This window comes from Sphingopyxis sp. LC81, from assembly GCF_000756375.1.
GTDB lineage: Bacteria > Pseudomonadota > Alphaproteobacteria > Sphingomonadales > Sphingomonadaceae > Sphingopyxis.
This window is the reverse complement of sequence record NZ_JNFD01000011.1, coordinates 198,527-213,165: the sequence shown is the minus strand read 5'-3', so window position 1 is coordinate 213,165 and position 14,639 is coordinate 198,527. Positions and strand designations below refer to the sequence as shown.

Genomic DNA, 14,639 nt, shown 5'->3' with positions numbered 1-14,639 from the left:
GACGGGGCTATCAGACTGGCGGGTCAGGACAATCGGCTATTCGACGAACGCCGCGTTCACGGTCACGACCTCGTCGGTCCATGCCGGCACCGCCTGTGCGGTCATCGGCACCATGAACCGCTTGCGGTCGGGCTTTTCGATTTCGAGGATGTCGCCCGCGCCGAAATTGTCGATCGCGGCGACATGGCCAATCGCCGTGCCATCGGTCGACACGCACGGCAGGCCGAGCAGGTCGTGGTGGTAATATTCGCCCTCGCCCAAGGGCGGCAGCGCCGAGCGCGGGACGGTGAGCACGGTGCCGCGCAGCGCTTCGGCGCCGCTGCGGTCGGTGATTTCGGCAAAGGTCGCGACCGCGCCCTGATTGGCCGGGCGCACCGATTTCAACGTAAGCTTGCGGTCGCCCGCGTCGAAAACGGAAAAGGCGCGGAGAGACTCCGCGCCTTCGCCAAATAATTTGAGACGCACCTCGCCCCGCACCCCGTGCGCGCCGGCGATGGCGGCGAGGGTGACGGGGCGCGACGCGTCGGCCAAGGTTTAGCCTTCGGCCTTTTCTTCGCCAGCTTCAGCAGCGGGCGCTTCTTCAGCGGCCGGAGCTTCTTCGGCTTCGGCAACCGGGCCGCCTTCGGCGACTTCTTCGGCGATCGCGGTCGCGTCTTCGGCGGTCGCGTCGGCCGGGGTTTCGTCGGCGACGGCTTCGGCAACGGCTTCGGCGGTTTCTTCGCTCTTCACCGAACCGGTTGCATCCGATTCAGCGGCTTCGGGAGCGGCAGCTTCTTCAGCCGGAGCTTCGACTTCGGGTTCCGGGGCCGGAGCGGCGGCAGCAGCGGCTGCGGCTTCTTCGGCGTCAGCCAGCTTCTGGGCCTTTTCTTCGGCGCGTTCCTTGGCCTTTTCACCGGGGACACCCTTGTTCGGGTTGTTGCGGGCAGCGCGTTCGAGGACACCCGCGGCGTCGAGGAAGCGGGCGACGCGGTCGGTCGGCTGCGCGCCAACCGAAACCCAATGCTTCGCACGGTCGGCGTCGAGCTTCACGCGCTCGGGATTGTCCTTGGCGAGCAGCGGGTTGTAGCTGCCGATACGCTCGATGAAGCGGCCGTCGCGCGGGCTGCGCGAATCAGCGACGACGATCTTGTAGTAAGGACGCTTTTTCGAACCGCCGCGTGCGAGGCGAATGGAGGTTGCCATGATATTTTCCTTCAGAGTTTAATGTTTGGAGTTTCGTCGAGTTATTTCTTTTTATTCATCAGATTGGCGAGCTCGGGCGGGATCGATCCGCCTCCACCGAGACCCGGGAGGCCACCGCCGCCGCCCATACCGCCCATGCCGGGAATGCCGCCGCCCTTGCCGAACAGCGCGCCGAGCCCCTTGAGCCCGCCCATCTTGCGGATCTTCTTCATCGCGCTGGCCATTTCCTGGTGCATCTTCAGCACCTTGTTGACCTGTTGCACCGTCGTGCCCGACCCGTTGGCGATGCGGATCTTGCGCTTCGCGGTCAGGATTTCGGGCTTCGCGCGCTCCTTGGGGGTCATCGAGCCCATGATCGCGTCGAAATGAATGAGCATCTTGTCGTCGGCGGCGCCCGCCGCCATCTGCGCCTGCGCCTTCTTGATTCCGGGGATCATGCCCGCGAGCGCGCCGAGGCCGCCCATGCGGCGCATCTGGTTGAGCTGGGTGCGCAAATCGTTGAGGTCGAAGATGCCCTTGGCCATCTTCGCCGCCATCGCCTCGGCCTCTTCGGCCTGGATCGTTTCGGCGGCGCGTTCGACGAGGCTGACGACGTCGCCCATGCCGAGGATGCGGCCCGCGATGCGCGAGGGCTGGAAGAGTTCGAGCCCGTCGAGCTTTTCACCGGTGCCCGCGAACTTGATCGGCTTGCCGGTGACGGCGCGCATCGACAGCGCGGCACCGCCGCGCGCGTCGCCGTCCATGCGGGTGAGCACGACGCCGGTGAGCGGCACCTGGTCGGTAAAGCGCTGCGCGACCTGCACTGCGTCCTGACCCGTCAGGCTGTCGACGACGAGCAGCGTTTCAGCGGGGTTCGCCGTACGCGACACCGCCTGCATCTCGTCCATCAATTGCTGGTCGACGTGGAGGCGGCCCGCGGTGTCGAGCATCAGGACATCATAGCCCTGCAGCTTCGCCGCCTGCATCGCGCGCTGCGCGATCTCGACCGGCTGCTGCCCCGCGACGATCGGCAAGGTTGCGACGTCGATCTGGGTGCCGAGGACGGCGAGCTGTTCCTGCGCGGCGGGGCGATTGACGTCGAGCGACGCCATCAGCACCTTCTTGCGCTCTTTTTCCTTGAGCCGCTTCGCGATCTTCGCGGTCGTCGTCGTCTTACCCGAGCCCTGCAGGCCGACCATCATGATCACGGCGGGCGGGGTGACGGCGATTTCGAGCTCGGCGGTTTCGGAACCGAGCATTTCGGTCAGCGCGTCGCTGACGATCTTGACGACCTGCTGCCCCGGGGTGACCGAGCGCAGGACATTCTGGCCGATCGCGAGTTCGGTGACCTGATCGACGAAGGTGCGCACGACGGGAAGCGCGACGTCGGCTTCGAGCAGGGCGATTCGCACTTCGCGCATCGCCGCGCGCACGTCGGCCTCGGTCAGCGCGCCGCGACCGCGGAGCTTCCCGAAAACATCGCCAAGCCGATTGCTCAGACTGTCGAACATGCGCCTCAAATCCTTGCTTACGAGCCCGCAACGCAAAAGACGCCGGTGAGCGAAACCTCGCCAACCAGCGGCTATCCGTGGACAGACTTTCCGTCGCGGACATCGATATGCCCGAACGCAAGATGCGCGCGGACGCGGCGGCCTCTACACAAATATGCGCACACTGGCAAGCGAGCGGCGCCATTCTGCATTTAACCCAAATTTCACCGCTTCGCCCCATAAAGCGGGCGATGGTGGGGAATTTTCATATGACAGCGACGCCGAAGCAATTCGACCGCAGCGAGGGCGCCAAACGCGACATCATAGCCGGGGGCATCGTCGTCGCCGCGATCCTGCTGTTCGTGGGCACGGGCAGCAATGTGATGCAGGCGGCCGTGCGCGCATTGATCGGCATCGGCGGCGGGCCCGACCGCGCGCTTGCCGCGGCGATGATCCTCAATGTCGCGCTGATCCTTTTCGGCTGGCGCCGCTATGAAGACCTCAATCGCGAAATCCGCGAACGCACCGAGGCCGAACAACGCGCGCGCTACCTGGCCGACACCGACCCGCTGACGGGCTTTCTCAACCGCCGCGCGCTGCTCGCGACCGGGCAGCGGATGATCGCGGGCGCGATCGCCGAAAAGCGGCAGGTCGCGCTGTTCCTGCTCGATCTCGACCATTTCAAGACGGTCAACGACATTCACGGCCATGCCGCGGGCGACCGCGTGCTGCAGGTCGCCGCCGAACGCATCTCGGCGGTCCTGCCGCCCAATGCGACAAAGGCGCGGCTCGGCGGCGACGAATTCGTCGCGATGCTGACGTTCGAACCCGCCGCGCGCGCCGACATCGACGCGCTGGCCGCCGAGCTCGTCATGGTGCTCGACAATATGATCACGCACGACGCGCAACAGATCCGCATTGGCGCGTCGCTGGGCATATCGCTCGCCAGCGATGCCAGCGTGACGATGGAAACGATGGTCCGCCAGGCCGACATCGCCATGTATCATGGCAAGGATGAAGGCCGGAACCGCCACATCTGGTTCGAAACCGGCATGGAAATGGCGGTGCAGGTCCGCAACCAGATCGAAACCGGCATTCGCGACGGCATGCCGCGCGGCGAGTTCGTCCCGCATTTCGAACCGCAGGTCGATATCGCGAGCGGGCGCCTGATCGGTTTCGAAATGCTGATGCGCTGGGAATCGCCCGAATATGGCATGATCCCGCCCGAACGCTTCATCCCGGTCGCCGAGGAAAGCGGCCTGATCGGCGAATTGTCGCTGCAGGTGATCCGCGAAGCGATGGAAATCGCCAAGCGCTGGGATCCGACGATCATGCTCGCGGTGAACATCTCGCCGCAGCAGCTGAAAGACCCGTGGTTCAGCCAGAAGCTCACCAAGCTGCTGGTCGAGGTCGGCTTTCCCGCCGCGCAGCTCGAGGTCGAGATCACCGAAAGCTCGCTGTTTGAGAATCTGCCGCTGGTGCGATCGATCGTCACCAGCCTCAAGAATCAGGGCGTATCCTTGAGCCTCGACGATTTCGGCACCGGCTACAGCTCGCTGTCGCACCTGCGCGCGCTGCCGTTCGACCGGATCAAGATCGACCGCAGCTTCGTCGCCGCGATGCGCGGCAGCCCCGATGCGCAGGCGATCGTCGTCGCGATCGTGCGGCTCGGCGAAAGCCTCGCGATGCCGATCACCGCCGAGGGCGTCGAGGATGAGGCGACCGCGATCGAACTGACGCGCCTCGGCTGTTCGAAGGGACAGGGCTGGTATTTCGGCCGCGCCTCGTCGGCGGCCGACACCGAACGGCTGCTCGCCGACCGCGGCCTGCTGCGCGTACCGATGGTGCCGCCCGCCGGCCCCGATGCCAGCGACGACGAGCAGCTGCGCAAGTCGGCCTGATCCCGCCGCATCGCTAGACTTCGCGCGCCCGCGCCCTTACATGCGCGGACTATGGCAGATCGCTTCACCAAGATGCACGGCCTCGGCAACGACTTTGTCGTGATCGACGCGCGCGAGCATGGCGTCGAAATGACGCCGGCGCGCGCGCATGCGATTGCCGACCGCCGTCACGGCATCGGGTGCGACCAGCTGATCCTGCTTGAACCCTCGGCCAGCGCGGACGTGAAAATGCGCATCTTCAACGCCGACGGCGGCGAGGTCGAGGCGTGCGGCAATGCGACGCGCTGCGTCGCGACGCTGATCGGCAAGCCCGCGGTGATCGAGACGCTCGGCGGCATGCTGCGCGTCACGCCTGCGGATGGCGGTGCCGAAGTCGTCTTGGGCGAGCCCGAATTCGACTGGGAGCATATTCCGCTCGCGATGCCGATGGACACGCGCGACATGCCCGTCGCGTGGGACGAGCTGGAGCATGGCGCCGGGGTCAATGTCGGCAATCCGCACATCGTCTTTTTCGTGCCCGAAGCCGACGCCGTCGCGCTCGACGAGCTGGGCCCGCGGATCGAGACCGACCCGCTGTTTCCCGAGCGCGTCAACGTCAATGTCGCGAGCCTCGACGGCGAAAACCAGCTGCAGCTGCGCGTCTGGGAACGCGGCGTCGGGCTGACGCAGGCGTGCGGGACCGGCGCGTGCGCGACCGCGGTCGCCGCGATCCGCGCGGGCCTCGTCCAGTCGCCGGTGACGGTGTCGCTGCCCGGCGGCGACCTCGTCATCCGCTGGGCGCCCGGCGAGCCGATCGTGATGAGCGGCGCCGCGACGCGCGTCTATGAGGGCGAGACCGACTGGGCGCAGTTCGGATGAGCGCTTCCCTCGCCGACCCGGTCGAGGTCGTCAATTTCGGTTGCCGGCTGAACATCGCCGAGGGCGAAGGGGTTCGCGCGGCCGCGCGCGCCGCGGGCGTGCGCGATACGATCATCTTCAACAGCTGCGCGGTGACCGACGAAGCCGTGCGGCAGGCGCGGCAGGCGGTGCGGCGCGCGCTGCGCGAGCGGCCGGGCGCCGAGGTTGTCGTGACCGGATGTGCCGCCGAACTCGAACGCGCTGCCTTCGCCGCGATGGGCGCAAGAGTCGTTTCCAATGATGCGAAGGGGCTTACGCAGAGCTACGGCGGCGGAGCGGTCACGGTCGGCGCCCGCCCCTACGCCCCCGCCCTTTCCGGCGCCGATCATGCGCGAGCTTTCCTCGGGGTCCAGACCGGCTGTTCGCATAGCTGCACCTTTTGCGCGACGGTGCTCGCGCGCGGGACGGCGCGGTCGGCGAGCGTCGATGCTGTCGTCGCATCCGCGCGCACCGCGCTGACACGCGGGCAGCGCGAAATCATCCTGACCGGGGTCGATCTCGCCAGCTATGGCGACGACAGCGGCACGACACTCGCCGCGCTGGTCGAGGCGTTGCTGGCGCTGCCGGTCGAGCGCCTCCGCCTCTCGTCGCTCGACCCGGACCGGATCGACGACGCGCTATTCGCCTTGCTAACGCAGGAAAAGCGCATGATGCCGCATGTCCACCTGTCGCTGCAGGCGGGCGACGACATGGTGCTGACGCGCATGAAGCGCCGCCACCGCCGCGCCGACGCGGTGCGCCTGATCGAGCGATTGAAGGCCGCGCGCGCAGAGATCGCGATCGGCGCCGACCTGATCGCGGGCTTTCCGACCGAGGATGACGCGATGTTCGCGAACTCGCTGGCGCTGATCGACGATTGCGACATCGTCTTCGGGCATATCTTTCCCTACAGCCCGCGCGCCGGGACGCCCGCCGCGCGGATGCCGCAGGTCGGGCGCACGATCGCCCGCGAGCGCGCCGCGACCCTGCGCGACGCCAATGCGCGGCGGCGGCAGGACTGGCTCGAAACGCAGGTCGGCCGCACCGCATCGATGCTCGTCGAGCGCGATGGTGTTAGCGGCCATGCCGAAAATTTCGCCGCCGTGGCGCTGACCGCACTCGCGGCGCCCGGCACCATCATAGACGTGCGCCTGAACGCGCGCGACGGCGACCGGATGATCGCCACCCCTATCGAAGCAAAGGATATCGCGGCATGACCGGCCAAAGCTGGAGCGAACGGCTGCTCGGCGGATTTCGCCGCACGTCGGAGCGGCTCGGCGAAAATCTCGCGGGGCTGACCGGCAAGGCGCGGCTCGACGAGGATGATCTCGACCGCATCGAGGAGGCGCTGATCACCGCCGACCTTGGCCCCGCGATGGCCGAGCGCATCCGGAGCCGCCTCGCCGAGCGCCGCGACATCGCCGCGAACGGCACCGAGGAACTGCGCAAGGTCGTCGCCGAGGAAATCGCCGCGGTGCTGCGCCCCGTCGCCGAACCGCTCGACATCGACGCCTTTCCGCGCCCGCAGGTCATCCTCGTGATCGGGGTCAACGGGTCGGGCAAGACCACGACCATCGCCAAGCTCGCGCACCTGTTCCAGGAACAGGATTATGGCGTGATGCTCGTCGCGGGCGACACCTTCCGCGCCGCCGCGATCGGCCAATTGAAGGTCTGGGCCGAACGGCTCGGCGTGCCGATCATGGCGGGCCCCGAGGGCGGCGATTCGGCGGGCATCGTGTTCGACGCGGTCAAACAGGCGACCGCGACCGGCATCGACGTGCTGATCGTCGACACCGCCGGGCGGCTTCAGAACAAGCGCGAGTTGATGGACGAGCTCGCCAAGATCAAGCGCGTGCTCGGCCGCCTCAACCCCGCCGCGCCGCACGATGTCGTGCTCGTGCTCGACGCGACGACGGGGCAGAATGCGCTGTCGCAGATCGACGTGTTCCGCGAGGTCGCGGGGGTGACCGGGCTCGTGATGACCAAGCTCGACGGCACGGCGCGCGGCGGCGTGCTTGTGTCCGCCGCCGAGCGTCACGGGCTTCCGATCCACGCGATCGGCATCGGTGAAACCATCGACGACCTTCGCCCGTTCGATGCCGACGAGATCGCGGGCATTATTGCAGGAAACATAAGATGAGCGACGTGCTTCCCACTGGCCCCGAGTCGGTCCCGGCACCGCCGCCGGCGAAGCATGGCTGGCTCAACTTCGTGATCGATTTCGGGCCGTTGCTCGTCTTCTTCCTCGCCTATAAATTCTCCTCCGGAGGCGAAGGCGCGTTCGCCGCGACCACCGCCGCGATCAAGGGCACGGTCGCCTTCATGGTCGCGATCGTCATCGCGATGGTCGTATCGAAATGGAAGCTCGGCAAGATTTCGCCGATGCTGTGGATGTCGAGCATCCTCGTCCTCGGCTTCGGCGCGCTGACGATCTGGTTCCACGACGAGCGCTTCATCGTGATGAAGCCGACGATCATCTATGGCGCCTTCGCGGCGCTGCTGCTCGGCGGTTACTGGTTCAAAAAGCCGATGCTCAAATATCTGCTGCAATCGGCGCTCGAGGGGCTGACCGACCGCGGCTGGCTGCTGCTCTCGCGCAACTGGGGCATCTTCTTTGCCGCGCTCGGTATCGCCAATCATGTGATGTACGAGATGATCCAGGCGAAGCAGATGAGCTTCGACCTGTGGCTGACGATCAAGGTCTGGGGCGTCACCGCCCTCTCCTTCCTCTTCACCTTCAGCCAGGTTCCGGTGATGCTGAAGAACGGCCTCGCCGTGCCCGACGAGGCCGCCGCCGACAAAAATTGATGCATTTCTCCCTCGGACTGGCATAGCTGCGTCACCGGCTCCGGGTCGCACGCGGCGCCGCGATAAACAGGGGGAACTGCCATGGATAAATTTTTCGGAAACCTGCACGCCGTGCTCGGCGCGGGCCTCGTGCTCGCGATCGTCCTGATGCTGTGCCTCAATGGCCAGAATTTCGAGGACGGGGTCGCCGCGGGCAATGCGATCATGCGCTGGCTGCACACCTTCTTCGGCGTGCTGTGGATCGGCCTGCTTTATTATTTCAACTTCGTCCAGATTCCGACGATGCCGAAGATCCCGGCCGAACTGAAACCTGCGGTCGGCAAGCATATCGCGCCCGCCGCGCTGTTCTGGTTCCGCTGGGCGGCGCTCGTCACCGTGCTGCTCGGCCTCGCGATCGCGGGCCACGCCAAATATCTGGCGCCCGCGCTGGGCCTTCAGGACCCGTACAAGCTGATCGGCGTCGGCATGTGGCTCGGCCTCATCATGGCGTTCAACGTCTGGTTCCTGATCTGGCCGAACCAGAAGAAGGCGCTGGGTATCGTCGAGGCCGACGATGCGACCAAGGCGAAGGCCGCGAAGACCGCGATGATCTTTTCGCGGACCAACACCCTGCTGTCGATCCCGATGCTCTATGCGATGGTGAACTTCAGCTAAGCCGGCTCATCCTTCCCCCTTGATGGGGGAAGGATACGCAGCCTTATCGCGAAGCGATTAGGCGAAGTTGGATGGGGGTGATGATGCGTCGTAGCGCCGCCCGTTTCGGGCCGAGGCCACACCCCCACCGCTGCGACTAGCGAACGAGTTCGCAAGTCTCGCTGCCTCCCCCATCAAGGGGGAGGGTTGGCGGGCCATCAACCCTCGATCGCCGCCTTGTGCATGCGGCCGTTCATCACATAATGCGCTACGCCCAGCTGCATGCCCGCGGCCTGCGCATCGTCGATCTCGCGCACGCGCCGCGCGGGCGATCCGGCCCACAGCTCGCGATCGGGGATTTCCTTGTTCTCGGTCAGGAGCGCGCCTGCCGCGAGCATCGCGTCGCTGCCGATGCGGCATCCGTTCATCACCGTTGCCTTGAGACCCACGAACGCGCGGTCGGCGAGCGTACAGCCGTGCACCATCGCGAGATGGCCGATCAGCACATCCTCGCCGATGATCGTCGGAAAGCCTTCGGGGCGGTGCGGCATCGGGCCGTCGCAATGAACGATGCTGCCGTCCTGGATGTTCGAGCGCGCGCCGATGACGATGCGGCTGACATCGGCGCGCAGCACGCAATTATACCAGATGCTGACGTCGGGGCCGATCACGACATCGCCGATGATGCGGCATCCCGGCGCGATGAAGGCGCTGGGGTCGATCTGCGGCGTCTTGCCATTGACGCTGATGATGCTGATGTCGTTCATTCGTCGCGGCCTCCGATGATATTCTTCCAGATCAGGACCGGCAGCGTCGAGGCATAATCGTCGGTCCAGCGTTCGAAACCGGGGGGCGCGTCGAGCGGCACCCAGGTGTCGAGGTCGCGCGAATCCTTGCGCGGGCGGATGCCGCCGGTCAATTGCCGCATCCGCTGCGGCGTCGCGGTCAGCGCGACCCAGTTCGATCCGGTCAGGTCGCCATATTCGTCGCCGACCGGACCCGGGTCCATGCGGATCGCGCTCGTCCAGCCGCGCGCCTTCGCCTCCGCCGCCAGCACCGGCTCCAGATCGAAGAAGCGGTTCGAGATATGGATGAGCAATATGCCATCGGGCTTCAGCGCGCGCGCATAAATGCCGATCGCCTCTTCGGTCAGCAGGTGCAGCGGGATCGCGTCGGACGAGAAAGCGTCGATGACGATGACGTCGAAGTGTCCCGCGGGCTGGTTGGCAAGCTGGAGCCGCGCATCGCCGATGACGATCGGCGTGTCGCCCGCGCAATCGGACAGGAAGGTGAATTTCGACGGATCGCGCGCGATGTCGACCATCACCGGATCGATCTCGAAGATCGTCCAGTGCTGGCCGGGCTTACGATAGCAGGCGAGCGTGCCCGCCCCCAGCCCGACGATGCCGATCGACGCATTCGGGCCGGCGAGCGACGCGGCCTTGTCGAGCGTCAGCCCGACACCCGACTGGTGACCATAATAGGTCGTCGGATCGCGCCGGTGCGCGGCGTCGGTGCGCTGGAGGCCGTGGAGCGTCGTGCCATGCGCAAGGCGGCGCTGGTTCGATGCCGGGTAATCGGTGACGGTATAGACGCCGAAATAGCTGCGCACGCGCGCGTCGGTGAAGCTTTCCTGGATCGTGTCCCAGCCCCCGACGCCGATCATGAGCAGCGCGAGCACGGGCACATAGGCCCAGCGCCAGCCGATGACGAGCATGCCGATGACGAAGATCGCGATGCCCCACGCCGCAACGGCGTCGTCGAGCGCGCCCGTCCAGGCACCGACCATATGCCAGGCGCCAAAGGCCGCGATCAGGACGAGCACCGCCGCCGCGATGCGCGCGGTTTTCGCTTCGAGCCCCAGCCATTTGTCCCACGGCAACAGCGCGGGGAGCGGCAGCAGCATCGCCGCGGCGAGGATCAGCAGCGGATGCTCATAGACCCAGTCGAAGATCAGCGGCGCGAACAGCGCCGCGAACAGCCCGCCGAGCACGCCGCCCGCCGACATGATGAGATAGAAGAGCGTCAGATGCTGCGCAGCGGGACGGAGATGATAGAGATAGCCGTGGAGCGCCGTCGCGACGACGAAGAGCATCGCGAGGCTGGCGAGCGCGACCATCATCGACCCGCCGCCCGAGCTCAGCAGCCCGAGCCCGCCGACCGCGAGCAGCACGACCGGCGCAATCAGCGTGATGATCTGCGTCGGCCGCTCCATCGTCGAAAAGGCGATCACGAAGCTGAGCAGATAGAGGCCGAGCGGGAGCACCCAGAGCAAGGGCATCGCGACGATGTCGGTCGTGAGGTGCGTCGTCGTCGACAGCATCAGCCCCGACGGCACCGCCGCGATCAGCAGCCAGTGGAGCTGGCGGCGCAGGCTCGGGCGTGGTTCGTCGGTGACGGCGGCATGCGCCTCGGCGGCGCCGTGCCAGCGCGCCGCGGCGGCCCCCGCGACGAGCAGCACGAGCAGCGCATAGCCCGCCGTCCAGCCCCAGCTTTGCGCCGCGAGCGGCATTGTCGGCTCGACGAGCGCCGGATAGCTGATGAGGCCCGCGAAGCTGCCGAGGTTCGAGGCGGCATAAAGATAATAGGGATCGCCCGCGCGCGTATCTGCGGCGAACCAGCGCTGCATCAGCGGCGCCTGCGCCGAAACGACGAAGAAGACGGGGCCGATCGACGCGAGCAGGAGCAGGGGCACCCACAGCGCCTCCTGCCCCGGACCGGGGGCCGCGATCTGCGCGATGCCGATCGGGAGCCAAAGCGCCGCGACAAGGAAGAGCGCGAGGTGGATGACCGCCTGACGCCGCACAGTGAATCGCCCGAGCCAGTGCGCATAGGCGTAACCGCCGAGCAGCAGCGCCTGATAGACTAGCATCGCGCTGTTCCACACCGCCGGCGCGCCGCCCAATTTGGGCAGCACCATGCGCGCGACCATCGGCTGGACGAGGAAGAGCAGGAAGCTGCCGACGAGGATCGTCAGCACGAACAGCCAGCGGCGCGGCGAATTGGAAGCGGTCACGCTGTCAGGCGCCAAGCAGCCGTGCCGCGTGCAGCGCGTGATAGCTGAGCACCCCCGACGCCCCCGCGCGGCGGAAGGCGAGCAAAGTTTCGAGGACGAGCGCATCGCGGTCGCCCGCGCCCGCCGCCGCCGCGGCCTCGATCATCGCATATTCGCCCGACACCTGGTAGGCGTAGACGGGCACGGCAAAATTGTCCTTCACCGCGCGGACGATGTCGAGATAGGGCAGCCCGGGCTTGACCATCACGCTGTCGGCACCCTCGGCGAGATCCTGTGCCACCTCGCGCAGCGCTTCCTCGCTGTTCGCGGGGTCCATCTGATAGGTTTTCTTGTCGCCCTTGAGCAGCCCGCGCGAGCCAACCGCGTCGCGGAACGGGCCATAAAAGGCCGAGGCATATTTGGCGGCGTAGCTCATGATCTGGACATGGCCGAAACCCTCGGCCTCGAGCGCCTGCCGGATCGCGCCGATGCGGCCGTCCATCATGTCGCTTGGCGCGATGATGTCGGCGCCCGCGCGCGCCTGGTTGAGCGCCTGCCCGACGAGCACCTCGACCGTTTCGTCGTTGAGCACATAGCCCGCATCGTCGATCAGCCCATCCTGCCCGTGGCTGGTATAGGGGTCGAGCGCGACGTCGGTGAGGACGCCGATGTCGTCGCCGAGCGCCTGTTTGATCGCGGCCGTGGCGCGGCACATCAGATTGTCGGGATTGAGCGCTTCGCCGCCATCGGCGCTGCGCCGGTCGGGCTGCGTATAGGGAAAGAGCGCGAGGCACGGGATGCCCGCCGCGACCGCATCCTTCGCGCGTTCGACGAGCAAATCGACCGACCAGCGCGATACGCCGGGCAGGCTCGATATCGGTTCTTCGCTGCCCGATCCGTCGCAGACGAAGAGCGGCCAGATCAGGTTGGAGGGCGAAAGCTGGGTTTCGCGCACCATCGCGCGGCTCCAGCCGGTGCGGCGGGTGCGGCGCAGGCGCAGGTCGGGGAAAGCGGCTTGGGTCATGCGGGGTGCATAGCCGCGCTTGGCCGTGGGGCAAATGGATATTGGGGCGAAATCATCCCCTCCCGCCTGCGGGAGGGGCAGTGAGGCTTGCCGATTTACCGGCTAGCCGCAACGGGGTGGGCCGAGCGCGAGGCGTCGTTGCCCACCCCGCTGCGACTAGCGAACAAGTTCGCAAGTCTCGCTGCCCCTCCCCCCTAAAGTGGAGGGGTGATGTTGTCAGATTCCGCCCTCGGCGCGTTTCGACGCGACATCGGCGAGGCTGCCGAGTTTCGGCCCCTCGACCTGTTTCGGCGCGATCGGGGTCAGCGCGGCGCCCGGCGCGATCGAGGTCAGCGACCGGATGCGGGCGCGGAAGTCGGCGAGCGCCTTGCCCTCGAGCAACGCGCGGGTGACGAAGGTCACCGACGACGGGTTCACCGCGCGGCCGTTGCGATACAGCTCGTAATGGAGGTGCGGGCCGGTCGAGAGGCCGGTCGAGCCGATATAGCCGATCACCTGACCGCGACGCACGCGCTGGCCCGAGCGCACCGCGATGCGGCTCATATGGCCATATCCGGTGCCGAGGCCGTTGCCGTGGTTGAGCTTGACGAAATTGCCGTAACCGCCGTGGCGCCCGGCGATTGTCACGACGCCGTCGGTGACCGCATAGATCGGCGCGCCATAGCCGCCGCCGAAGTCCATGCCGCTGTGCATGCGCTTGTAGCCGAGGATCGGGTGACGGCGCATGCCGAAGGTCGAGGTCACGCGGCCATTCGTCGGCCGCGCCATGCCGCCGCGCTGTTCGCCGACGCCCGACGCCTCGAACCATTGGGTCCGGCCGTCGACATTCCATTCGAGCATCGAGAGTTTCGATTTTCCGCCGCGGATCAGCCCGGCGTAGAGCAATTTGCCCGTCTCGGTCTCGCCCGTTTCGGCGCGGCGGTAATCGACGATGATGTCGAACTCGTCGCCGGCGCGAATGTCGCTGCCGACCGAAATCTGTTTGCCGACAACGCGCAGATACGACTGGATCGCCTGCGGCGGCGCGCCGGCGGCGCGCGCCGAACGGTAGAGGCTGTCGCCCACCCTTCCACGAATGCGCAGCGGGGTCGCGTCGACCGCGATCGGGATGCGGCGCATGACGAGCTGGCCGCCCTGCCGCTCCATTTCGATGCGCAGGTCAAAGCGCGCGCGCATCGCGAGCGCCTCGACCGGGCGCGGCATCGTGCGCGCAGCGCGGCGGCCGAGGATCAGGTCGATGCGCGTGCCCGGCGCGATGTCGGCGAGCGGCACCGCGCCCGACACCTGCTTCGCCAGCGCCTGTGCTTCGCTGCTGCCGACGCCCGAGCGTTCGAGCAGGCGCGCGAAGCCGTCGCCGCTGCCGAGCGTCGCGGTAAGTTCGATTTGCGGCCGTTCGGGGGTTTGCGTCAGCGGGCGCACCGCGTCGGTCGCCGCCATGTGGCGTCCGGTGTCCCCGCCGAATGCGAGCGGCACGATCATCTGCGCGCGCGCTTCGTTGAAATCGGCGGCGTCGAGCGCGGGGGTTCCGCCGACTTGAAGCGGCTGGATGCCCGGGAAGGTCGCGATCGCGGTTCCGCAGAGCAGGGTTAATGTCGCAAGACCGCGCCACCATTCGCCCGAACCGATATTATCGCCCAGGTCGGGAACGAGGTCGAGCTGCGCGAGCCGGTCGCGCCAGCCGAGCTGCGGTTCGGCATCGGAATCGGCACGCCGCAGCGGGATCGCTTGCGACATCGTGAGGGCGGCCGCGT

Annotated in this window: 12 protein-coding genes and 1 pseudogene; 6 read left to right on the top strand and 7 right to left on the bottom strand. The window is 67.0% G+C overall.

Translation table 11 applies throughout. The features are described 5' to 3' along the window. Positions 1-36: 36 nt before the first annotated feature. The 3 genes and pseudogenes from rimM to ffh all read right to left on the bottom strand — a co-directional run bounded on the left by rimM (position 37) and on the right by ffh (position 2,672). Positions 37-531 (bottom strand): ribosome maturation factor RimM, encoded by a 495-nt coding sequence (gene rimM / locus FG91_RS07185; RefSeq protein WP_037513634.1) that lies wholly within the window; start codon positions 529-531, stop codon positions 37-39. Positions 532-744: 213 nt separating this feature from the next. Continuing rightward, positions 745-1,182: pseudogene (gene rpsP, locus FG91_RS07180) on the bottom strand (30S ribosomal protein S16); the annotation flags it as partial. Between the two features lie 41 nt (positions 1,183-1,223). Further along, a complete protein-coding gene (gene ffh / locus FG91_RS07175) occupies positions 1,224-2,672 on the bottom strand; it encodes a signal recognition particle protein (RefSeq protein WP_037513631.1) in 1,449 nt (482 codons plus the stop codon). 248 nt (positions 2,673-2,920) lie between these two features. Between ffh and FG91_RS07170 the strand changes: the two genes are divergently transcribed. From FG91_RS07170 to FG91_RS07145, 6 genes are all read left to right on the top strand, one after another. Further along, complete coding sequence (locus FG91_RS07170) at positions 2,921-4,552, top strand: putative bifunctional diguanylate cyclase/phosphodiesterase (RefSeq protein WP_037513739.1); 1,632 nt, start codon at positions 2,921-2,923, stop codon at positions 4,550-4,552. A 51-nt stretch (positions 4,553-4,603) separates the two neighbouring features. Then, a complete protein-coding gene (dapF, locus tag FG91_RS07165; protein WP_037513630.1) occupies positions 4,604-5,410 on the top strand; it encodes a diaminopimelate epimerase in 807 nt (268 codons plus the stop codon). Next, entirely contained in the window at positions 5,407-6,645 is a 1,239-nt protein-coding gene (locus FG91_RS07160; protein ID WP_037513629.1) for a MiaB/RimO family radical SAM methylthiotransferase, read from the top strand. Before dapF ends, FG91_RS07160 begins: the two co-directional genes overlap by 4 nt. Next, positions 6,642-7,568, top strand: coding sequence for a signal recognition particle-docking protein FtsY (gene ftsY, locus FG91_RS07155; RefSeq protein ID WP_037513628.1), 927 nt, complete (start codon positions 6,642-6,644; stop codon positions 7,566-7,568). Before FG91_RS07160 ends, ftsY begins: the two co-directional genes overlap by 4 nt. Then, entirely contained in the window at positions 7,565-8,236 is a 672-nt protein-coding gene (locus FG91_RS07150; protein ID WP_037513627.1) for an inner membrane-spanning protein YciB, read from the top strand. Before ftsY ends, FG91_RS07150 begins: the two co-directional genes overlap by 4 nt. Positions 8,237-8,317: 81 nt before the next feature. After that, positions 8,318-8,890: a urate hydroxylase PuuD gene (locus tag FG91_RS07145; RefSeq protein WP_037513626.1), complete on the top strand. Its 573-nt coding sequence runs from the start codon at positions 8,318-8,320 to the stop codon at positions 8,888-8,890. Between the two features lie 197 nt (positions 8,891-9,087). Here FG91_RS07145 and FG91_RS07140 read toward each other — a convergent pair whose 3' ends face one another. The 4 genes from FG91_RS07140 to FG91_RS07125 form a co-directional block, all read right to left on the bottom strand. After that, positions 9,088-9,636, bottom strand: a complete 549-nt coding sequence (locus FG91_RS07140) for a gamma carbonic anhydrase family protein (RefSeq protein WP_037513624.1) — start codon at positions 9,634-9,636, stop codon at positions 9,088-9,090. Continuing rightward, positions 9,633-11,885: a spermidine synthase gene (locus FG91_RS07135; RefSeq protein WP_037513737.1), complete on the bottom strand. Its 2,253-nt coding sequence runs from the start codon at positions 11,883-11,885 to the stop codon at positions 9,633-9,635. The genes FG91_RS07140 and FG91_RS07135 overlap by 4 nt, the downstream gene beginning before the upstream one ends. A gap of 4 nt (positions 11,886-11,889) precedes the next feature. Further along, positions 11,890-12,888, bottom strand: a complete 999-nt coding sequence (gene hemB, locus FG91_RS07130) for a porphobilinogen synthase (RefSeq protein ID WP_037513623.1) — start codon at positions 12,886-12,888, stop codon at positions 11,890-11,892. Between the two features lie 216 nt (positions 12,889-13,104). Then, positions 13,105-14,622, bottom strand: coding sequence for a M23 family metallopeptidase (locus tag FG91_RS07125; protein ID WP_235211970.1), 1,518 nt, complete (start codon positions 14,620-14,622; stop codon positions 13,105-13,107). Positions 14,623-14,639 lie beyond the last annotated feature (17 nt).

Coding starts and splice junctions, on each gene's coding strand:
- hemB (WP_037513623.1), bottom strand. CDS start 12,888: ATGACCCAAGCCGCTTTCCCCGACCTGCGCCTGCGCCGCACCCGCCGC.
- FG91_RS07125 (WP_235211970.1), bottom strand. CDS start 14,622: ATGTCGCAAGCGATCCCGCTGCGGCGTGCCGATTCCGATGCCGAACCG.
- dapF (WP_037513630.1), top strand. CDS start 4,604: ATGGCAGATCGCTTCACCAAGATGCACGGCCTCGGCAACGACTTTGTC.
- FG91_RS07145 (WP_037513626.1), top strand. CDS start 8,318: ATGGATAAATTTTTCGGAAACCTGCACGCCGTGCTCGGCGCGGGCCTC.
- ftsY (WP_037513628.1), top strand. CDS start 6,642: ATGACCGGCCAAAGCTGGAGCGAACGGCTGCTCGGCGGATTTCGCCGC.
- FG91_RS07170 (WP_037513739.1), top strand. CDS start 2,921: ATGACAGCGACGCCGAAGCAATTCGACCGCAGCGAGGGCGCCAAACGC.
- FG91_RS07150 (WP_037513627.1), top strand. CDS start 7,565: ATGAGCGACGTGCTTCCCACTGGCCCCGAGTCGGTCCCGGCACCGCCG.
- ffh (WP_037513631.1), bottom strand. CDS start 2,672: ATGTTCGACAGTCTGAGCAATCGGCTTGGCGATGTTTTCGGGAAGCTC.
- FG91_RS07160 (WP_037513629.1), top strand. CDS start 5,407: ATGAGCGCTTCCCTCGCCGACCCGGTCGAGGTCGTCAATTTCGGTTGC.
- FG91_RS07140 (WP_037513624.1), bottom strand. CDS start 9,636: ATGAACGACATCAGCATCATCAGCGTCAATGGCAAGACGCCGCAGATC.